The sequence below is a fragment of the Pandoraea apista genome, from assembly GCF_001465595.2.
Classification (GTDB): domain Bacteria; phylum Pseudomonadota; class Gammaproteobacteria; order Burkholderiales; family Burkholderiaceae; genus Pandoraea; species Pandoraea apista.
Genome location: NZ_CP013481.2, coordinates 1,505,131 through 1,524,423 on the forward strand (window position 1 = coordinate 1,505,131; position 19,293 = coordinate 1,524,423).

Sequence of the window (19,293 nt, forward strand, 5' to 3'; positions counted from 1 at the left end):
GCCGCTCATTTCTGCAACCTTGGATTGAACACGTCGCGCAGGCGGTCGCCCACGAGATTGATGGCGACGACCGTGATGAGCAGCGCGAGGCCCGGATACAGACTGATCCAGTATTCGCCGGAGAGCATTGTCTGATATCCGTTGGCGATGAGCAGGCCGAGCGAAGGTTCCGTCACCGGCACACCCAGACCCAGAAACGACAGCGTGGCTTCGAGCGTGATGGCCCGCGCGACTTGCAGCGAGCCCACGACGATCAGCGGCGGCAGGCAGTTCGGCAGGATATGGCCGAGAACGATGCGCCAGTTCGGAATGGCCTGGCAGCGTGCGGCTTCCACATACTCGCGCCGCGACTCCACGAGCGCTTGCCCGCGTGCGGTGCGGGCAAAGTAGGCCCATTCAAGTACGACGAGGGTGAGCACCACGTTGCCGATGCCCTTGCCGACGTAGGCGAGAATCATCAGTGCGACGAGAATCGACGGGAACGACAGCAGCAGGTCGACCAGCCGCATGATGGCGGCGTCGACCCGCCCGCCCGCGTAGGCGGCGATCAGTCCGAGAATCGTGCCGAGAATGCCGGCAATGAGCGCGGAGCCGACACCAACGCCCAGACTGATACGCAGGCCGTAGATGATGCCGGAAAGCAGGTCGCGGCCCTGACCGTCGGTGCCGAGCCAGTACGTGTACGTGGCGGCGCCGTTGGCCGTGGCGGGCGGCAAACGCGCGTCCATCACGTCGAGCTGCATCAGGTCATACGGATTTTGCGGCGTGATCCACGGCGCGGTGATGGCGGCGACGATCAGCACGACGAGTACGACAAGGCCAAGCACCGCGCTCTTCGAGCGGAGGAACTCACGCAGGCCCTGTTGCCAGGGCGACTCGCGGCGCATGGGCACCGGCTCGGGCGCGAGCGCCGGGGCGGGGGTGCCGTTGGGAGACGGATTGAGCGACATCAGGCAGCGGCCTCCACGCGCACACGCGGATCGAGCCATTTGTAGAGCACGTCCACGATCAGGTTGAGCGACACGAACAGGCACACCACGACGATGAGATACGCCACGATCACGGGGCGGTCGAGCGAGTTGATGCTGTCGAGAATGAGCTTGCCGGCCCCGGGCCACGAGAACACGCTCTCTGTCACCACGGCGAACGCGATGGTCGAACCAAACTCTAGCCCGAGCACCGTTACGAGCGGAATCAGCGTGTTGCGCAGTACATGCACAAGCACGACACGCAACGGCGAAAGCCCCTTGGCGCGGGCGAACTTCACGTAGTCCTGCGGCAGCACTTCAGACACGCCGGCACGCGTGAGACGCAGCACCAGCGATATCTTGAACAGGGCCAGATTGAGGGCGGGCAGAATCAGGTGGCGCAGCCCGTCGATCGTCAAAAACGACCATTCCACACCGAACACGCGCACCGTCTCGCCCCGGCCGCTCGCGGGCAGCACGCCCAGATGCACCGAGAAGAACATGATGAGCATGAGTCCGACCCAGAACGTTGGCAGCGAGAAGCCGACAATACTGCCGGTCATCAGCAGCTTCGAGATCGGGTTGCGCGGGTACAGACCGGCGAACAGTCCCAGCGGAATGCCGATGAACACCGCCAGAATGAGGGCTGCGAAGGCCAGTTCCAGCGTGGCGGGCAGGCGTTGCAGAATCAACTGGATGGCCGGCACGTTGTAGACGAAGCTGTTGCCCAGCTCGCCGTGCAGCGCGCCGCCGAGGAACGACAGGTACTGACGCCACAACGGCTGGTCGAGGCCGAGTTGCGCGATGATGCGCGCGCGATCGACCTGGTCGACGTCCTGGCCGATCAGGATGTCGACGGGATTGCCGATCGCATGCAGGCCGACGAACACGATCAGTGTCATCAGCCAGACCACGAAGACCGCTTGCAGCGCGCGGCGCAGAATCCAGGCGGTCATGCGATGCGCTCCTCGCCCTTCGCGGCGATCTCGCTGTTCAGTGCGGGCGGCGGCGGGGCGGGGGTCCATTCGTCGCCGTAGACTTCCGGCTCGGCGTATGCCTCCATGTTCGCGTAGTGATGTTCGACGTCTTCGCGATAGAAGGTGCCCGCGAGTGCTTGTGCCAGACGTTTCGCGCCTTCGCTCACCGCCGGGATGTCGCCCGAGACCGCGCCGTGCGAGAGCGTGGCCGGTGCGCAGAAGCAATGAATGCGCTCAAGTCCGGGGCAATCGCCGGGGGTCTTCTCGAGGAATTCGAAGGCCGGGCCAAGGTCGGGCGAGTCGGACAGTTCAACGTCTTCGTCCCCGGCTGCGGGCGTATAGCGATCGCTCCACTTGCGCACGAATTTCGAGAAGGCGGCGAACTCCGGACGTCCTTCGATATCGATGCGAAAGCCGGTCGCGAAGACGAGGAAGTCGAGCACGAAGGTGCCCTTTGCGGTGCGGACGTGCAGTTCGTCGCCGATCGGAGTCACGTCGAGAATCGGTGCGCCGAGGTTGAAGCGCGCATTCTCGTGACGCGATACACGCAGCGTGCTGCCGCGCGGCGGCGGAACCTGCTGCACATTGACGTAATGCCGGATGCGCCACTTCCATTCGTCCGGCAGGTTGATGTGACCGTGCGTGAGGCCCGGGTTGCCGGCGCCCTTGCCCTTGTTGATGCGCGGAATGTCGGCGCGGCGAATGAGCAAGTCGACGCTGGCCGCACCGGCTTCGAGCGCGGTGGCGGCGCTGTCCATCGCGGACGCCCCGGCACCGATCACGCCAACGCGCTTGCCGCGCAGCGTTGCATAGTCCATGGCATCCGACGAATGCGCCCAGTAACGGCGCGGCAACGCACGGGCGAAGGCCGGTACGGTCGGGCCGCCGAGGCCGTCGCGACCGGTGGCGAGCACCACATGGCGCGCATAGACCGTGTGTTCTCCCTCGGGCGACGTCATCGACAGCGCGACGAGACCGTCTTCGCCGAGCGGCGTCACGGCGGTGATGCGGTGGTCGTTACGGACATCGATGGCGAGCACATCGCGATACCAGCGCAGGTAATCCATCCATTGCAGCCGCGGGATCTTGTCGAGGGCGTCCCAGGCTTCGAGACCGAACTGCGCCTCGAACCACGCACGGAACGTGAGTGCGGGCAGGCCGAGCGCGGGGCCGGTGAGTTGCTTGGGCGAGCGCAGGGTTTCCATGCGCGCGGTGGTGGCCCATGGGCCTTCGAAACCGCGTGGCGACTGATCGAAGATCACGGCGCCCACCCCCAGATGCGTGAGCGACGCTGCGGCGGCAAGACCGGCCATGCCGCCGCCGATAATGGCGACGTCGAGCACGGGCTGGCCGTGGTGCGTGCGCTCGGGCACCCAGTGCTTGGCGGGCAGTTCGAGCCAGGCGAGGTCCTGACGCAGGCGCGCTTCGAGCGCGGGCAGGCCGGTGGCGGATGTCGGGGACTGGGTCATGACGACAGAGCTTCCTTGGGAGCGGGCAAGTCGCCGTAAAGCGACTGCAAGACTTGAGCGTGTTCGGTGGCGGCGCGTTGCGCAAAGTCGGGCAGCAGGTTGCGCGCGGCGTCGGCGAGTGCGCTGACGAAAGCGAGTGCGGCGGGCGAAGGTTCGCGCGCGTCGCGGGTGATGACACCGAAGAAGAACGGAATGTCGGCGTCGATCGGGCGCACGGCAACGTCCGCGAGCGGCAGGCCGTATGCCGTGACCGGTTCGAGTACGGCAACGCCGAGTCCTGCACGAACCGCCGTCATCGCATTGATCGATGCATTGGTCTCGATAAGACCCACCGGTGCAACGCCGGCTTGCGCGAACGCCTGATCGAGACGCCGGCGCAACCGATACGGGTTCTGCATGGTGATGATGCGACGGCCCACGCACGCGGCGAGCGGCAAGCGGTCGTAGCTGGCCAGCGGGTCGTCGCTGCGCACTGCGGCCACGCAGGCCGCTTCACCGATCCAGTGCACGACGATGCCGCGATGCTCGAGCGGCAGGCTGGTGACGCCAACGTCTGCGGCACCGGTAAGCACGGCGTGCACGACCTGTTCGGGCGATGTGCTGCGCATCTGAATCTGGACAGTGTCACGCGCAAGGCCCGGCAGGGCGAGGGCGGCGGGCACAAGGCCGGCGGCCAGCGCCGAAGTGGCGGCGACATGCAACGGACGAGACTGGCCACGCGCGATTTCGTCCGCGCGGGCGCGAATCTGCTGCAAACCGGCAAGCACATGCTCGACGTCTTCGAAAAGCAGAAAGCCTTGCTCGGTCGGTGTGACGCGCGGACCGCTACGGGCAAACAGCGCGTAGCCGATTTCGGCTTCCAGCTCCTGAATCATTCGCGTGATGGCCGGCTGAGAGCGCCCGAGCAGACGCCCGGCAGCAGTAATGCTGCCGGTCGACATGACCGCCGCGAAGGCTTCGAGTTGGCGTAATTCCATCTGGCTCTATGTGGGGACGGAGAACTGACGCGTACCCCACGCGCCGGAACTCCGGTCAGCGACGACGCCGAAGTCGCCGATGTCGCAATACCTTTGTATTCGGATTGCGTATTCTTCGACCTTTAGCATGCGTCTTGCAAATACTTAATATTTATATGCTCATTCCGTGGCGTGCAAAGGAGGGTTTTGCCTAGGTGGACGCCGGGGAGAAATAAATTGACGAGGTGGCGCGCGAGTGGCGTCGCGTTGCGCGGAGGGCGAAGTCGACGAGGCCCTGCGGGGCGGAAAGTGCCGAGGGCGGGGACGCTGGCGGTGGGGCGGCCTGTGGCGGTGCCGCCGGCGAGGGGGATCGGAACTGGCGTCGATCCCCCGGGGGATGTCTCAGTGGGCGTCGAACGGCAGACGAATCTGCGCGGGGTCTTCAGGACGGGGTTGGCGGCGGCGCAACAACGCCACTGCACGTTTGCTGGGAGGCTTCTCCGGCGGCTCGACAGGACTCAGGCGAAACGCCGGGCGGCTGAGTTGCAGAACGACCAACGGGGTGTGAGCGCGGCGTGCGGGGGTGGGGGTGGGCCCGGGCGACGGCAGGACGGCAGTGTCGGTCGCAGCCGGATCGCTCGCCTGCCGCGACGCCGCGAGGCGCCGGCCCAGCAAACGATAGATGTCGGGATCGAAGCCCGTCACCGCCGGCATGCTGTCGACCAGAGTGTCCAGTGCCTCGCGGGATGTCACGCTGCCGAGATATTGCCAACGGTCGATGACGTGGTATTCCACGTCGTCGGCGCGAGTCCCGGTGCCGTGTTCTTCAATCGCGATGGGGCCATCGTAGGGCCAGGTGTCGAGTTGCAGGGTGGTGAGGGCGTCGCGCACCCGCGCGGTATGTGCGGCAAGCGGCACATCGCCTACGCACGCGCCGTCGCATCGTTTGACCTGATAGCCAAAGCAGGGACGTCCGCCCGCCGCTTTCTCGAGCCCGAGTTGCGCGCAGCATAGACGATGCTCGTCGGCCAGCGCCCGAAGCGCACTCTCGGCACTCGCGCGCGACGAGAAGGTGCCATACAGCGCTTCGGCACTGGCGAAGTCGACCGTCTTCGCGCTCACGAGTTGGGGGGGGGCGCTATCGGCTGCGAGTTGCCAACTATAGAGACTCGACGTGCGACGCAACTGACGGTTATGCACCGGCTGCAATTGCTTGACCAATTGCGATTCCAACAGCAACGCACCCAGTTCACCTGTGGTTTGGCGCGCCTCAACGCGGCGGATTTCCTGCGAGATGCGCAAGTCCTTTGCGACTTGGTGATCGCTGGAAAAATGCGAGCGCACGCGTGACCGGATATCGACACTCTTGCCGACGTAAAGCAGTGTGTCGCCTTCGCCGTAGAAGAGATAAACGCCGGGACTGTCGGGCAGTGCGTCGATCGCTTCGTCCGGCAACTGCGGCGGCTGGCTCGAGCGTTTGGTGACCCGCTGCACAGCTTGGCCGATCAGATCGGGCGCATAAATCGTGTGGAGTTTCTGCCAGAATTGCCAGAGCAGATCGGCGTCCGCGAGCGCGCGGTGGCGGCCCAGCGGGGTGAGGCCGAAGCGTGCAATCAGGGCGTCCAGCCCATGACGGGCCGCCGAGGGAAACAGCAGACGCGAGAGTCGCACCGTGCAAAGTACGTCCGCCTGAAAGCTGATGCCGGCGCGCCGGAACTCGTTCTTGAGAAAGCCGTAGTCGAAGCGCGCATTGTGGGCGACGAACAGCTTGCCGTGCAGGCGTTCCGCCAGTCCTTCCGCCAACGTTGCGAACGACGGCTGACCGCGCACCATCTCGTTGGTGATCCCCGTCAATTGCTGGATGAACGGCGGAATCGGTTCGGCCGGATCCAGCAAAGTGCTCCATTGTTCGACACCGTGCGGGCCGACTTCGACAACGCCGATCTCAGTGATGCGGTCCTCGAGGGCGTTGCCGCCGGTCGTCTCCAGATCGACGAAGACCATCGGTGCGGGCAGGGAGCGGGCAAGGGCATCCGGGTCCATGACCTCGGACGCGACTTGTGTGCTGGCGTCCTCGACAGCGAATTCGGGCACTTCCTGAACCTCGTTGACCATAGTGATGAATGGCGGTGCTCAGGCGGCACACACCGGGCCGCTCGAACCCGGGCAGCGCGCGGCGATGGGCCGCACCGATCCACCCGCAGCGAACGACGAGGTGTCGTCACCGTGCAGGCGCTCACTGGCGAAGGCCTCGTCGAATACTGTCTCGAATGCGGCGGCGATGGCGCGAAACACTGCCGGCGCTGCGGCATCCGGCCAGTGCAGATCGACGGGCGCGTCGAGCGACGGCAGTTCGCCGTTGCGGCGCAGGGCCTCGTCGCCGGGCAGGCGTAGCAGGCGCGCAAGCACCCATGGCTCATGGCGGGCGTGCAGCCCGATATCGGCCTCCGCTTCATCGGCGATGGCCACGAGCGTGCGCCAGTCCAGTGCCGGTGTCAGGACGACCGCCCCCGATTTGTCAGACTCGCTCGCCCGCGTGCCGGTTGCCGTGGCGGCGTATGGCGACGCGGCCTCCGTCATGCCCGAACGTTGCTGCGCGTAACGTGCGGCGATCTCGCGCACGATGCCGGCAAGATCGCGTTCGGCGGCGTTCAGCGCCAGTTGATCCCAGTCGATGATTTCCATAAGACATTCCTCGATTGGGGGATATGATACTGTATAAAACCACAGTGTGCGAGAGACGTGGCCTCGTTAGCCTGACGGGGTCGCCGCCGGCGTCGCTGCGTGTAATACTCTGCGCCATTCCCATTGCGCAGGAGCCTGCCCTCGATGTTGACCCTGTACACCTTTGGCCCGGCATTCGGGCTTCCGGACGCCAGCCCGTTCGTCGTCAAGGCGGAAATGCTGCTCAAGCTCGCCGGATTGCCGTATCAGACGGATCGTGGTGGTTTTCGGCGCGCACCCAAGGGCAAACTGCCCTATATCGACGACAACGGCGAGATCGTGGCGGACTCGACACTGATCCGGTTGCACATCGAACGCAAATACGGGTTCGACTTCGATGCAGGCCTGACACCTGAGCAACGGGGGGCGGCGTGGATGTTCGAGAAGGCGTTGGAGGACCATTTCTACTGGCATGTAGTGCAGGCGCGCTGGTGCAACGAGGAGAACTTCGCCAGAGGCCCCGCCTCGTTCTTCAAGGCAATTCCCTGGCCGGTGCGTCCGATGGCTCAGGCATTCATCCGCCGCAAGATCCGGGGCACCTTGCACGGGCAAGGAACCGGGCGTTATACGCCGCAGGAGCAAGCACAACTGCTCAAGCGCGGCGCGCAGGCCGCAGCCCAGTTGCTGGGTGACAAACCGTACTTTTTTGGACGGTCGCCGTGCGGCGCCGATGCCACCGCGTTTGGTTTCATCGCAAGCGCCATGTCGCCGCACTTCCGGATGACGCTGCGCGACGAGATCGAAAACCATCCGAATCTGACCGAGTACGTGGCGCGCATGCGCCGCGAGTTCTTCGCCGACGCGAGCGATGGCTCTCACGCCTGAGCCGTCCGAGCCGGGGTTGTGTGGCTAAGGCAAGCGAGGTTGGGTGGGGCAGGGCAGGCGCAGCGTCAGCCCGCCTCGGACGCGGTCTCGTCGCTTGAGAGAACGTCCGAGAGCACGAGGTTGCGTCCGGAGATCTTTGCGGCGTACAACGCCCGATCGGCGCGCATGCACAGCGCTTCGAGGCTTTCGTGTTCGTGCCACGTCGCCACACCGCCGCTGAGCGTGTAATGACAGACGCCGAACGGACCGGCCACCAGATGGCGGCTCGCCTGAGTGCGCAGCCGCTCGGCAATGCGAATGGCGCCGGGGGTATCCGTGCCCGGCAGTAACACCGCGAACTCCTCTCCTCCCAATCGCCCGAACACGTCGCCTTCGCGCAAGCTATCTCGCACGAGCTTCACGAATTCGCGCAGCACCGTGTCGCCGCCTGCGTGGCCATGCGTGTCGTTGATTTGCTTGAAGTGATCGAGGTCGATCACCACGATCGACAGCGGCCAGCTGCGCGCGAGGGCGCGTGCCATTTCCTGACGGGCCAGCAGGTCGAAGTGTTTGCGCGAAAGCGCGCCGGTCAGGTAGTCGCGATTGGCGGCCTCTTCGGCGGTGGCGAGCATGGCGTCGTGGATCATCATGACCGCCCCCATCGTCATGGCAGGCATGACGATCGTGCCGATCGTGAGCATGACGGCGTTGAACATGGTCGGTGCAAATAACTCCGGACCGGGCGCCGGCGTCAGACCGAAGATTGCGCCACGGACCGCATGCCCGATGGCGAACACCGTCGCAAGGCCTGCCGTCAACCAATAGTTATAGGGATGGCGGCGCGGCGGGATGTGGCGCGCAATGAGCAGCGCCGTGGCGAGCAGCATCGCGGCGTGATAGGCGGAGACAACGACCACCCGCACTTGCGGATTGTCCGTGCCGTAGAACCACACGAGTATCGCTGCCGCGAGCACGCCCAGCGACGCCCCCAGCCACCGCCAATGGGGCGGCTGGCCGAGAAAGCGGGCGCATCCGGCGTAATAAAACAACAAGCCACCGGCGAGCGCGATATTGGCAAAAGGCACCGACAGGAAGTCGGGCACAACGCCACGCAGGGCGAATAGCGGCAGGGCGATCAGCACCGCCACGTTGGCGATGCACCATTCGCGCACGCCCGCCACGCGTGAGCGTAGAAGAGAACCCACGATCAGCAACATCATGAAGCTGAGCAGTGAGGTGATCGCGAGCAGGGACGTCGTCAACATGGCGATGACCAACGGGGGGGAACGGGCATTTGTTGTGCATTGTAATGTACGCCGCTGCGCGCGTTACACGCCAGTAGAATGGCCGGGTTAGTCTTTCTCGTTTCAAGGAGTTTGCGTCAATGTTGACGACACAGTCATTCGCGTCGGATCGTTCCCGTCACGCCCGCCGCTTCGGTCTCTTGCGCGCATTGGCGCTGGCCGCGAGCGTGGCCGGCAGCCTGAGCGCTTTGCCGGTACAGGCGCAGCAGGAGCCGCTACAGCGTCGCATGACGCAGCCGCCGCTGTTTTCCTCCCCCGCCAGCGGCGCGAAGGCGCCAGCCGCAGACATCAATCGCGACATGCGCCCGGCGCTTGAGGCCGCCAACCTCTGGCTCGGACTCACCGATATCAATCGCGGGAAGCAAAGCTGGGAGCAGGCGGCACCCGTGTTTCAGCGCTCCACGTCCGCCGATGACTGGGCGCAGAGCCTGCAGGCGGCCCGCTTGCCGTTGGGCAAAGTGAAGTCGCGCAAGACCGCGGACGCCGTCTTTACGCGCACGATTCCAGGGCAACCGGATGGCGAATATGTGGTGATTCAGTACGACACGGCTTTCGAGAAGAAAGCCGATGCGCATGAGATGGTGACGATGGTTCTGGGCATCGACAACCGCTGGCGGGTGGCGGGATATCTGGTGCGCTGAACGGTGCGCCTCGCCGGGTGCGGAGTCAGCGCGGCAGCGCGGGCTCCACGATACCGCGCGTGGTCTCGACGTGGGCGCGTGCGATCTGCTCGGCCCGTTCTTCGTCGTGGGCGCGCAGGGCGGCGAGCAATTCACGGTGCTGGGCGTTGGTGGCGCTCAGTTGTTCGTCGGAGAACATCACGGGAATACGCAACGCCCAGTAATAGAACTGGGTGCGCTCGTGAAACTGCGCCAGCACCACGTTATCGGCGGCTTTTACGATCAGATCGTGAAATTCCGTATTCAGGCGATTGATAGCAAGACGCGGCAAGTCACTGCCCGGCTCCATCTGGTCGATGAGCGCGGCCAGGGCATCGCACGTTTCGGGGGAGATCTTCCGGGCGGCGAGCCGTGCCGTTTCCGCTTCGATGGCCACACGGCTCTCGAAGATGGCATGGACTTGCAGATGATCGATGCCCTGCACTTCCCACCCGCGATTGCGGGCGATGAAACCCTCGCCTTGCAGAATGAGCAAGGCCTCACGTACGGGCGTGCGGCCAACGCCGAGCCGTTGAATCAGATCGTCTTCGATGAGGCGCTGCCCCGGCTTGAGTTCCGAGGTGAGAATCATGCTGCGGATTTTGGTCCGCACATCTCCAGTAATCAGGTTGCTGGGCGCTTTCATCTAATGCTTGTCTTCCATTGAGCGGCGCGCGCGCCGTGTACTTCGGCGAGATGCCGCAGCCATGCCCGTCCAGAACACGGGCCGCGTTCAGCGGGCACCCCATGCCGCAGCGGATTTTACCGAGTTTCTTTCCGCGCCTTCAAAACCCTTCCCCGGAACCTCACCGTCGTGGCAGCCATGCATGCAATGCATCAATGGCATCAGATTTCGCGCAATTCTTTCGGTTTCCGAAGCGAGTGCTCGCTTATACGGGCGTTTGAAGCGTCTGAAAATACAATAACGCCCGCCATAGCGGGGTTCGCGCTCACTCACTTGTTGTGTGAATACCTGCCGTCATGGCGTTGCGGGTACCGAAACATACGTCGCGCTTGAGGGCAACAAAAATGATGAAGATGTGAACCAGCGGTGCTGAATAACCCTGGGTCAGGAGGGGTTATCGATCGATGTCGAGTTTTCTTTCTACGCACCAAATGTCGCGCTCGCCGGTAGGTTTGAGCCGCCAGTGCTTGGCGGGAAGCTGCGCGCCCGCCGTCGTTCGGTAGGGCGCGACATCCAGTGTCAGCGAGCCATCGGCGAAACACTGGTACTGGCCGGCGCTGCCTGCGCCATCGCTGAATTCCAGGATCACGTTACCCGCCGGTGCTTTCGGCCCCTCAAGCGCTGTTAGTCGTGCGCCAGGGTAGAGATGGGTGTGATGCACATGAAATCGCATTCGCCGCCCTCCCGCTCAATAATTGCTAAATTAGAAATAATTGATTATTAACGTTGGTATTTATTATTAATATGCGCACTAATAGACTGTAACTGTCGACGATGAATCAAGCATCGCCCCCTTCAAAAGACAGGAGAAAGACCATGAAGCGCACTCTTATTACCTCAGCCCTGATTTCTACCATGCTGGCTGTGTCGGCCGGCTCGGCCTTTGCCAGCGATGCTTTCGACGGCCCGTCGGAATTCTCGTGGGTGCCCCAAACCAGCGTACTCACCCGTGCCCAAGTTCGTGAAGAACTGATTCAGGCCCAGAAGGCCGGCCTCGTGGTTCAACACGATACCGTGTATCCGAAGGCTGCGCCCAGCGCCCAACCGGCAACTGCCGCAGCCCCGGTGGCAGCCGGTTCGGTCGGCGGCTTGCAACGTGCCGGCACGACCTACTTCGGTAACTAAGCCTCACCACGGCACGCGACCGCCCCGGATCGCCGGGCGCGGTCGCGTGCCGCTTGCATTGCGGCGTTGACCTCCTTTTCAGGAACGTTAGCGTCGGCAGCCAGACCGTTTGACATCGCATTGCGATCTCTCGGTATCGTCTGCGATGCCGAAGGCAACGCCGGTGATCTCCTGCTGGCTCCTGTCGCTGTGCGTGGTTTCGCGCACAGGACTTTCCCGTCGCACTTGCGGCGGGCTTTTTGCGTGACGTCCACCTACGGAGACTGCGTGGCACAATCGCGTCATTCCGCTTTGTGCCACTTCGCGTGCTGCGGCGCGCTTATCTCTCATGACGTTATCGCTTAGCCTGCGCGCGCGCCGTGTGTCGCAACAAGCCGTTGCGGCGCTACGGGCGGGCGCCTTCGTCAGCCTTACCGCCCTCGTTGTTCTGAACGTAGCCCTGAGCGCTACGCCTGCGCGTGCTGCGCAGACCGCATCTGACAACGTGCAAAGCAACGCCGGTCCGGCCTATGGCCCAGAGTTGCAGGGCTTCGACTATCCCTATCCGGTCAATCGATTCGACTTCACGTCGCAGCGCCTGCCGTTGCATATGGCGTATCTCGATGTGAAACCCGAGCAAGCCAATGGGCGCACCGTCGTGCTGCTGCACGGCAAGAACTTCTGTGCCGCCACTTGGCGGGAGACCATCGACACGCTGGCCAGCGCGGGCTATCGCGTAATCGCACCGGATCAGATCGGCTTCTGCAAGTCGAGCAAGCCGGCCCAGTATCAGTACAGCTTCCAGCAACTCGCGAACAACACGCATGCGCTGCTGGCATCGCTGGGCATCAAGACGGCAACCATCGTGGGGCACTCGACAGGGGGCATGCTGGCGGCGCGCTATGCACTGATGTATCCGAACGAGACGCAGCAACTGGTGCTCGTCAATCCGATCGGTCTGGAAGACTGGAAGGCGTTGGGGGTGCCGTCGAAGACCGTGGACGAGTGGTACGACCGGGAGTTACGCACCACGGCGGCGGGCATTCGCCGTTATGAGCAGGCGACGTACTACGCCGGACAATGGAGCGATCGTTACGAGCCGTGGGTGCAGATGCTGGCGGGCATGTATCGAGGACAGGGGAAGCGTATCGTCGCGTGGAACTCGGCGTTGCTCTACGACATGATCTATACGCAACCGGTGGTCTACGAGTTGGGGCAGATTCGGGTGCCGACCTTGTTGCTCATCGGTGACAAAGACACCACGGCCATCGGCAAGGACTTCTCGCCGCCGGAGGTGCAGGCGCGAATCGGACACTACCCCGCGCTCGCGAAGGCGACACAAGCCGCCATTCCCGGCGCGACGCTGGTGGAGTTTCCCGAACTCGGCCACGCGCCGCAGATGCAAGATCCGGCAACGTTCCACAAGGCGCTGCTCAGCGGTCTGGCGGCGGTGCGTTAAGCCCGCCCCAAGGCGTGAATTCAATCAGACCACGCAAACGCCGGCCGCGCGCACCGGCAACCCCGGCGATGCATCAGAGGTGCTTGTAGTAGAACGTGGTGCTACAGAACGCGCCGTCGGGCATGCGCGCGAATTTCGGCACATCGCCCGCGCGCTGCCAGCCGCTGCGCTGGTAAAGCCGCTCGGCGTCGCCACCGGTCACGGTATCGAGCACCAGCACATGGCGGCCTTCGTCGCGCGCCACCTCGTCGAGGGCCGCCATTAACTGCTGCGCAACACCCCGGCGCCTTGCCGAGCGGTGCACGAGCATCTTGGCGACGTCTGCACGATGCGGCTGGTTCTCGGGCAGATCGAGAACCAGCTGGACCGTGCCGACGATGTCGCCATCGTTCGCCGTACCGTATGCATCCGCTGTCCCCGACGACTGACGACGACGGGCAACGAGCAATGCGCGTTCGCCACGCGCTACGCTCTCGGCCACTTTGCGCCAGAACGCGGCAGCGCGCTCGCGCGTGAGCGGCAGCATGAAGCTCACCGAGGCGCCGCCCTCTACGCAGTCGATGAGTACGTCGGTGAGCGCGTCGATGGCGGCAAGCGCTTGCGCGCCGTCGAGTCGTTGCAAAGCGATAGACCACGAAGCTGACGTCATGGGGTTCTCCTTGGTGCGACAAACGGCAACGTTACGAGCCCGACGAGATAACGGGCGCTTACCGATGTCGGATTATGAAAGCCGATCGGCTGATCGAGCCGCATCGCAAGACAGTCGCCGGTATCGAGCCGCCAGGTGGTATCGCCCAGCGTGATTTCGATGGCGCCGTCGATCACCCAGATCTGTTGCCAGACTTCGTTGTCTCGCGCGCCGGTGTCGTAGGCCACACGCTCGCCGGCCGGGAACTGTACTTCCACGAACTGCAACGGCGAGGGTTGCGCCGGTGAAAGGTTGCGTCTCACATAGCCAGAATCCGGATCTGTCCACACCGGCTGCTCGGCGCGCCGGGCGAGCGGTGAGGGCGGTGCATCGTCCTGCGCGTGAACCTCGAACATCGAGGCGAGCGTGACATCGAGTGCAGTGGCAAGCTTGTCGAGCACGTTGGCCGTAGGGCTGGTCTGTGCACGCTCGATGAGCGAGATGCTCGAACGGCTCACGCCGCTGCGCTCGGCCAGCGTGTCGAGGGAATAGCCACGCTCGCTGCGCAGTTCGCGCACACGGCGTGCGATGCGTTCGTTAATGTCCATGACTTCCAGTCTAATGGAAATTAATTTCCAGTAAAATAGATAACATCGTTCACGCCGTCATTCACGGCCTTTCGCCTGCGGGACCTTCCAAATGACTTCCTCGTTCATTGTTCGCGACGCTACCGACGCCGACCTCATCGCCATTCGCGACATTTACAACGATGCCGTCGAGCACACGACTGCCATCTGGAACGAAGTGCTGGTCGACGTCGACAACCGGCGCGAGTGGCTGGCGGCACGCGTGGCGCGCGGATTTCCCGTGATCGTGGCCGAGCGCGATGGCAAGGTCGCGGGGTATGCGTCGTTCGGTGACTGGCGCGCATTCGACGGCTACCGCCATACCGTCGAGCACTCGATCTATGTCGACAGGCACACGCGCGGCGGTGGTGCCGGTGAAACACTCATGCGCGCACTCATCGATCGCGCTCGAGCGCTCGGCATCCATGTGATGATTGCGAGCATTGAGGCGCAGAACGCACCGTCCATTCGTCTGCACGAAAAACTCGGCTTTCGCAGGGTCGGCACGTTCAACGAAGTCGGCACGAAGTTCGGCCGCTGGCTCGATCTGACGTGCATGGAATTGCGCATCTCTTGAACGCTTGCGCGACCGAACGATCGATCCCGGAAAGCCTGCGCTGCAACATAAATTCGATGCCGCTATGTCTTGTCAGATATAGCGGCATTTCTCATTGGGCATAGGCAACATCACGCCATTCAAATATCGCCCGCTCTCGCCCGCCATATGGTGCGCAATGCGTGACATATCGCTGGCGTTCTCACGCAGTGCGGCATGCCTAACCTTGTCATTCCCATGGGGGGCGTGTAGCCTTGGCACGTCCGGTGTCACTCATGAAGTGTGTTCGCATAGAACTTCACGAGCGCATCACGGCAGGTGAATGTCACGCATTGTGAACATGCATCGTGGGTCGTTGACGTGAAGTCCGACGTCGCGGCCCCGTGAGCGTTGCAGTGCTGTCTTGTCGTTCGCGAGCTTTGTGAAACGTGATACGTCCCCCCAAAACAAGACGGACGGAACGCTTATGCCGCGCCTGCCAAGAAAACACTGTCCTCCTGCGGCTGTGTCGAGCGATGACGCTCGGCCCGACGCCGTTTCCGAATTTCCCCAGTCTTCCCACAGTTCTCAGCGTCCCGATGCTGCGCCCGGCTTCGCCATGTCGCGTCGCGGGTTCCTCAAGGCGTCGGTGATTGCGGGCATCTCCGTGTCTATCGCGCCTTTGGGCAGCCGGGCGTTCGCTGCGCTGTTCGAGGACAAGAACCTCACGCCCGTTGCGTGGGATGCCGCCAAGGGGCAAGCCAAATTCCGCATCGACGGCACCGCCAAGGTAACGGGTGCCAAGATCTTTGCGCGCGACGTCCGTTCGCGCGACATGCCGGGTTGGCCCGCGCAGCAGGCGCATGCGTTCGTGCTGCGCGTGACGCGTGCCGACCGGCCCTACCTCGGCTTCGATCTCTCGCGTCTGGATGACGGTCTGCAACCCGACCGTATCGTGACCGCCGACGATCTCGCGCGAGACGGTATTGCATTCCCCGAGTTCTACGGCGACGACATGTTGCTGCCGGCGGGCAAGACACCCGCTTATCTCGGCCATGCCGTGGCGATTCTGATCTATCGCGACTTCACGCGCTTCCGTTTCGCCAAGGACAAGCTCAAGTTCCACGACGAGATCATTCGTTACGGCGACGTGACGGGCCCGCTCGAGCGCGATCCGTGGGGCAGCTTCCGCTACGTGCGCGTTGGTGGCAAGACGGCTTACGACGATGACGTCTACTCAAGTCTGAAAGATGCGCCGATCTTTCCAAGCATGATGCGCAAACATCTGCCTGTCTGGCCTGACGGCAACGATCACGGCAAGCTCGACGAACAAGGTATGGCCTACGCAGGCAAGATCGGCGAGTCGCTCTCGCACCCGCCGGCGAATTGGCTGGTGATGTCGCGCGAATACCGTACGCAGTCGATCGACACGGCGGCGCTCGAGCCCGATAACGCCAACTGCTGGTACGACGCCGGCACGCAAACGCTGCACATGGTCGTACCGACGCAATCGCCGTCCGAAGTTGCCGAGAACGCTGCCGCGATGGTGGCCAAGGGCCACTTCCCGGTCAAGCGCCTGATTGTCTATCCGTGCTACACGGTCGGCTACGGTTCCAAGGACCACTACAACATGCCGTTCTACGGGCTGGCTGCGGCAATGTACGGCGACGGCCTGCCGGTGCGGCTGGCCAACGACCGCTACGAACAGTTTCAGACCTCGCTCAAGCGACACGCATTCACCATACGCTATCGCATCGGCGTCGACAAAGAGAGCGGGCTGCTCCAGGCATTGACTGCCGACATGGAGTGTAACGGCGGCGGACGGATGAACTTTTCGCCCTCGGTGGCGATGGTTGGCGCGACAGCCGCACAATCGATCTACTACTTCCCGCAAAGCGATCTGGCGAGTGTGGCGATTGCCTCGCGTGCGATCGACGCAGGCTCGGCCCGCGGTTACGGCACGTTGCAGTCGATGGCCGCCACGGAAATGATGATTGACGAGATCGCGGCGCAACTGGGTGTCGACGCGATCGATTTCCGTCTCAAGAACGCACTGCGCTCGGGCATGAAGAACACGCAGGGCGCGATCCCCGCAGGGGCCGTTCGCGTGGACGAAGTGCTCGCCCGTGCCAAGGCGCATCCGCTATGGACGCAGCGCGACAAGAAGAAGGCAGAGTACGAGGCTGCGCATCCCGGACGTCGCTACGGGGTGGGATTTGCATGCGTGCAGAAGGACTTCGGCACCGGTGCCGAGACCTCGTTCGCGCGTGTGGAGATCGACGAGACCGGCAAGATTTCGTTGCACCACACGGCCGCCGAGATCGGCACCGGCACCTCGACATCGCAGGCGGTCGCCGTGGCGAAATGGCTGGGTATGCCCGCAACGGACGTGCACGTCGCGATTACCGACTGGCCGGAACTGCCGGTGGTGACGAGCGGGGACCCGTACCTGATGTCGCAAGCCGAGCAGGACAAGCTCGCTGCCAATCCGCGTTGGTCACCGGGGTATGCGTCGCCATCGAGTGCTACGAACTCCGCGTTTTACTTCACGCATAGCACCCGCGAAGCGGCTCGGTTGTTGTTCATGCAAGGGCTATGGCCGGCGGCGCTATCGATTTGGCGTCGCGGACTGGGGGGCGGTCAGGCGGCCCCGCTGGTCGTGCGAGCCGAAGACGCGCGCTGGGTCGAGGGCAAACTCTCGGCTGCCGGGCTAGAGGCGTTGCCGTTACCCATGCTCGCCAAGACGGCGCACGAGTTGGGACTGGTGACCGGCGCAACGGTGCACGTTTTCAATCGCTGGCAGTGGGCGGAAGCCGATTGGGATCTGGGCGACGGTGTGACGCAGCGTCTGCCCGTCGACGGGATTGCGCTGCGCTTCGGCAAAGGCGGCGCGAATGCGGCCGCGGCGGCCGGACAGGCGCCTGCGGCACAGACGCCCGCAGCGAAGGCCGCACATCGCAGCGGCAACGCGCCGGCGAAATCTGCGTCGGCCGCAGCGGGCAAGGGCACGAAGGCCGGGGCGGGCGCGCCGTCGCCCAATGCGGGTGCTGCGGGCATGCAGGTCGCGGCCCCCACGCCGGGCACCGGCTATCGCACGGTCGATCGCAAGCGCGTGTATTACCCGCCGGTGCAGCGTAACAACGCGGCGGTCACGTACTACAGCGCAGTGGGCACGCTCGTCGAGTTGTCGGTGCACGAGGCGACCGGCAAGGTCGAGCTGCTCACGCACCATTCCATCATGGAATGCGGCAACCAGATTTCGCCGCAACTCGTTTCGGGCCAGTTGCAGGGCGGTCTTGCGATGGGCATTGGCCACGCGTTGCACGAGTATCTGCCGCTGTATGAAGACGGTCCGGGCAACGGCACGTGGAACTTCAATCGTTATCACTTGCCGCGCGCGGTCGACGTTGCGGTATGGACGCAAACCGGCGAGGTGCTGCCGCCGATTTCCGAGACAGATGTACCCAAGGGCATTGCCGAAGTGGTGATGATCCCCGTAGTGGGCGCGATTGTGAACGGCCTCGCGCATGCGATTGGCCATCGATTTACGGATTTGCCGGTGACACCGGAGAAGATCCAGGAGGTACTGGCATGACGGACGTTTCGAGCGCACCGCAAGCCGCGTCGGACGCCACGGCGACGACGGGCGCGGGACAGGACATGAGCGGCGCGAGCGCTGCATCGGCAGCGGCAACGCCGGCTTCGGCGAGCGGCAAGAAGCCATGGGAAACCCTGCCGGTGACCGTGAAGGTCAACGGCGTCTCGCATGGACCGATGGACGTGCCGGCCGGTCTGATGATGATCGACTTCCTGCACGAGACACTGGGCCTGACAGGCTCGCGTCTGGGCTGCGGGCAGGGCATTTGCCACGCTTGCGTAGTGATCGTCGATCACGCGGACGGCAGCAGCGAGACGGTCCGTACGTGCATTACCGGGGCGAACTATTTCGACGGTAAGACCGTACGCACGGTGGAAGGCCATGCGACGCGCGATGCCGACGGCAAGCTCACGCTCGCGCCGATTCAGCAGGCGTTTCTCGATCACTTCAGTTTTCAGTGCGGCTATTGCACACCCGGTTTCGTGAACGCGGCGACGGTGCTGATCGAGGGACTCAAGCGCAACCCGGTCGCGCGTGCCGATCTCGAAGCTGCGATCACGGCGGGCCTTAACGATCAGATCTGCCGGTGTACGGGTTACGTGCGCTACTACGAGGCCGTGCGCGACGTCATTCTCCAGACGCCCGGCTGTATTAAGGATGCCAAATGAAGGACGCGAAATGAGGGGATATGCCATGAGCCTGAATCGCGTCACCCGATGGAGTACGCGGGCGGCGTGCGTCGCCGCGATGCTGCTCGTTGCCGCGTGCAACGACTCGACGGCACCCAAGCCACCGGA

Annotated in this window: 18 protein-coding genes; 7 read left to right on the forward strand and 11 right to left on the reverse strand. The window is 63.8% G+C overall.

Annotated features, from left to right (window positions below; genetic code table 11):
- Positions 1–5: 5 nt before the first annotated feature.
- The 6 genes from AT395_RS06955 to AT395_RS06980 form a co-directional block, all read right to left on the reverse strand.
- A complete protein-coding gene (locus AT395_RS06955) occupies positions 6–950 on the reverse strand; it encodes an ABC transporter permease (protein WP_048627782.1) in 945 nt (314 codons plus the stop codon).
- The gene (locus AT395_RS06960) at positions 950–1,924 is read right to left on the reverse strand and encodes an ABC transporter permease (RefSeq protein ID WP_039372782.1); all 975 of its coding nucleotides are present in this window, start codon (positions 1,922–1,924) and stop codon (positions 950–952) included. The genes AT395_RS06955 and AT395_RS06960 overlap by 1 nt, the downstream gene beginning before the upstream one ends.
- Positions 1,921–3,414, reverse strand: coding sequence for a flavin-containing monooxygenase (locus AT395_RS06965; protein ID WP_048627781.1), 1,494 nt, complete (start codon positions 3,412–3,414; stop codon positions 1,921–1,923). The genes AT395_RS06960 and AT395_RS06965 overlap by 4 nt, the downstream gene beginning before the upstream one ends.
- Positions 3,411–4,391, reverse strand: coding sequence for a LysR family transcriptional regulator (locus AT395_RS06970; protein ID WP_042112448.1), 981 nt, complete (start codon positions 4,389–4,391; stop codon positions 3,411–3,413). The genes AT395_RS06965 and AT395_RS06970 overlap by 4 nt, the downstream gene beginning before the upstream one ends.
- Positions 4,392–4,772: 381 nt before the next feature.
- The gene (locus AT395_RS06975) at positions 4,773–6,485 is read right to left on the reverse strand and encodes an exonuclease domain-containing protein (protein WP_083577653.1); all 1,713 of its coding nucleotides are present in this window, start codon (positions 6,483–6,485) and stop codon (positions 4,773–4,775) included.
- 18 nt (positions 6,486–6,503) lie between these two features.
- On the reverse strand, positions 6,504–7,055 hold the full coding sequence (locus tag AT395_RS06980) for a DUF2471 family protein (RefSeq protein ID WP_048627701.1): 552 nt from the start codon (positions 7,053–7,055) through the stop codon (positions 6,504–6,506).
- A gap of 144 nt (positions 7,056–7,199) precedes the next feature.
- On the opposite strand from AT395_RS06980, the gene AT395_RS06985 reads away from it, so the two are divergent.
- Positions 7,200–7,919, forward strand: a complete 720-nt coding sequence (locus AT395_RS06985) for a glutathione S-transferase C-terminal domain-containing protein (RefSeq protein ID WP_042112445.1) — start codon at positions 7,200–7,202, stop codon at positions 7,917–7,919.
- A gap of 65 nt (positions 7,920–7,984) precedes the next feature.
- Here the strand turns inward: AT395_RS06985 and AT395_RS06990 are convergent, their stop codons facing one another.
- Positions 7,985–9,163 (reverse strand): GGDEF domain-containing protein, encoded by a 1,179-nt coding sequence (locus tag AT395_RS06990; RefSeq protein ID WP_042112443.1) that lies wholly within the window; start codon positions 9,161–9,163, stop codon positions 7,985–7,987.
- Positions 9,164–9,282: 119 nt separating this feature from the next.
- Here AT395_RS06990 and AT395_RS06995 point away from each other — a divergent pair, with 119 nt between their 5' ends.
- Positions 9,283–9,843 (forward strand): DUF4019 domain-containing protein, encoded by a 561-nt coding sequence (locus AT395_RS06995; RefSeq protein WP_048627700.1) that lies wholly within the window; start codon positions 9,283–9,285, stop codon positions 9,841–9,843.
- Between the two features lie 25 nt (positions 9,844–9,868).
- On the opposite strand, the gene AT395_RS07000 is transcribed toward AT395_RS06995, so the two are convergent.
- Both AT395_RS07000 and AT395_RS07005 read right to left on the reverse strand, forming a co-directional pair.
- A complete protein-coding gene (locus tag AT395_RS07000; protein WP_058375298.1) occupies positions 9,869–10,453 on the reverse strand; it encodes a GntR family transcriptional regulator in 585 nt (194 codons plus the stop codon).
- Positions 10,454–10,940: 487 nt separating this feature from the next.
- On the reverse strand, positions 10,941–11,219 hold the full coding sequence (locus tag AT395_RS07005; RefSeq protein WP_048627698.1) for a hypothetical protein: 279 nt from the start codon (positions 11,217–11,219) through the stop codon (positions 10,941–10,943).
- A gap of 143 nt (positions 11,220–11,362) precedes the next feature.
- Here AT395_RS07005 and AT395_RS07010 point away from each other — a divergent pair, with 143 nt between their 5' ends.
- On the forward strand, positions 11,363–11,671 hold the full coding sequence (locus AT395_RS07010) for a DUF4148 domain-containing protein (RefSeq protein WP_042112437.1): 309 nt from the start codon (positions 11,363–11,365) through the stop codon (positions 11,669–11,671).
- 328 nt (positions 11,672–11,999) lie between these two features.
- On the forward strand, positions 12,000–13,109 hold the full coding sequence (locus AT395_RS07015; protein ID WP_072632790.1) for an alpha/beta fold hydrolase: 1,110 nt from the start codon (positions 12,000–12,002) through the stop codon (positions 13,107–13,109).
- Positions 13,110–13,182: 73 nt separating this feature from the next.
- Here AT395_RS07015 and AT395_RS07020 read toward each other — a convergent pair whose 3' ends face one another.
- Positions 13,183–13,758, reverse strand: coding sequence for a GNAT family N-acetyltransferase (locus AT395_RS07020; RefSeq protein WP_048627697.1), 576 nt, complete (start codon positions 13,756–13,758; stop codon positions 13,183–13,185).
- Positions 13,755–14,345: a helix-turn-helix domain-containing protein gene (locus AT395_RS07025; RefSeq protein WP_042112432.1), complete on the reverse strand. Its 591-nt coding sequence runs from the start codon at positions 14,343–14,345 to the stop codon at positions 13,755–13,757. Before AT395_RS07025 ends, AT395_RS07020 begins: the two co-directional genes overlap by 4 nt.
- A gap of 91 nt (positions 14,346–14,436) precedes the next feature.
- Between AT395_RS07025 and AT395_RS07030 the strand changes: the two genes are divergently transcribed.
- The 3 genes from AT395_RS07030 (at position 14,437) to AT395_RS07040 (ending at position 19,164) form a co-directional block, all read left to right on the forward strand.
- Positions 14,437–14,940, forward strand: coding sequence for a GNAT family N-acetyltransferase (locus tag AT395_RS07030; protein ID WP_042112430.1), 504 nt, complete (start codon positions 14,437–14,439; stop codon positions 14,938–14,940).
- 577 nt (positions 14,941–15,517) lie between these two features.
- Positions 15,518–18,493, forward strand: a complete 2,976-nt coding sequence (locus AT395_RS07035) for a xanthine dehydrogenase family protein molybdopterin-binding subunit (RefSeq protein WP_048627696.1) — start codon at positions 15,518–15,520, stop codon at positions 18,491–18,493.
- Complete coding sequence (locus AT395_RS07040) at positions 18,490–19,164, forward strand: (2Fe-2S)-binding protein (RefSeq protein ID WP_048627695.1); 675 nt, start codon at positions 18,490–18,492, stop codon at positions 19,162–19,164. The genes AT395_RS07035 and AT395_RS07040 overlap by 4 nt, the downstream gene beginning before the upstream one ends.
- Positions 19,165–19,293: the final 129 nt, after the last annotated feature.

What these genes read in the sequence shown, in the direction of transcription:
- AT395_RS07030 (WP_042112430.1), top strand. Translation starts at nt 14,437, where the DNA reads ATGACTTCCTCGTTCATTGTTCGCGACGCTACCGACGCCGACCTCATC.
- AT395_RS07015 (WP_072632790.1), top strand. Translation starts at nt 12,000, where the DNA reads ATGACGTTATCGCTTAGCCTGCGCGCGCGCCGTGTGTCGCAACAAGCC.
- AT395_RS07040 (WP_048627695.1), top strand. Translation starts at nt 18,490, where the DNA reads ATGACGGACGTTTCGAGCGCACCGCAAGCCGCGTCGGACGCCACGGCG.
- AT395_RS07000 (WP_058375298.1), bottom strand. Translation starts at nt 10,453, where the DNA reads ATGATTCTCACCTCGGAACTCAAGCCGGGGCAGCGCCTCATCGAAGAC.
- AT395_RS06960 (WP_039372782.1), bottom strand. Translation starts at nt 1,924, where the DNA reads ATGACCGCCTGGATTCTGCGCCGCGCGCTGCAAGCGGTCTTCGTGGTC.
- AT395_RS07005 (WP_048627698.1), bottom strand. Translation starts at nt 11,219, where the DNA reads ATGCGATTTCATGTGCATCACACCCATCTCTACCCTGGCGCACGACTA.
- AT395_RS06980 (WP_048627701.1), bottom strand. Translation starts at nt 7,055, where the DNA reads ATGGAAATCATCGACTGGGATCAACTGGCGCTGAACGCCGCCGAACGC.
- AT395_RS06990 (WP_042112443.1), bottom strand. Translation starts at nt 9,163, where the DNA reads ATGTTGACGACGTCCCTGCTCGCGATCACCTCACTGCTCAGCTTCATG.
- AT395_RS06985 (WP_042112445.1), top strand. Translation starts at nt 7,200, where the DNA reads ATGTTGACCCTGTACACCTTTGGCCCGGCATTCGGGCTTCCGGACGCC.
- AT395_RS07010 (WP_042112437.1), top strand. Translation starts at nt 11,363, where the DNA reads ATGAAGCGCACTCTTATTACCTCAGCCCTGATTTCTACCATGCTGGCT.
- AT395_RS06970 (WP_042112448.1), bottom strand. Translation starts at nt 4,391, where the DNA reads ATGGAATTACGCCAACTCGAAGCCTTCGCGGCGGTCATGTCGACCGGC.
- AT395_RS06975 (WP_083577653.1), bottom strand. Translation starts at nt 6,485, where the DNA reads ATGGTCAACGAGGTTCAGGAAGTGCCCGAATTCGCTGTCGAGGACGCC.
- AT395_RS06995 (WP_048627700.1), top strand. Translation starts at nt 9,283, where the DNA reads ATGTTGACGACACAGTCATTCGCGTCGGATCGTTCCCGTCACGCCCGC.
- AT395_RS07035 (WP_048627696.1), top strand. Translation starts at nt 15,518, where the DNA reads ATGTCGCGTCGCGGGTTCCTCAAGGCGTCGGTGATTGCGGGCATCTCC.
- AT395_RS06965 (WP_048627781.1), bottom strand. Translation starts at nt 3,414, where the DNA reads ATGACCCAGTCCCCGACATCCGCCACCGGCCTGCCCGCGCTCGAAGCG.
- AT395_RS07025 (WP_042112432.1), bottom strand. Translation starts at nt 14,345, where the DNA reads ATGGACATTAACGAACGCATCGCACGCCGTGTGCGCGAACTGCGCAGC.
- AT395_RS07020 (WP_048627697.1), bottom strand. Translation starts at nt 13,758, where the DNA reads ATGACGTCAGCTTCGTGGTCTATCGCTTTGCAACGACTCGACGGCGCG.
- AT395_RS06955 (WP_048627782.1), bottom strand. Translation starts at nt 950, where the DNA reads ATGTCGCTCAATCCGTCTCCCAACGGCACCCCCGCCCCGGCGCTCGCG.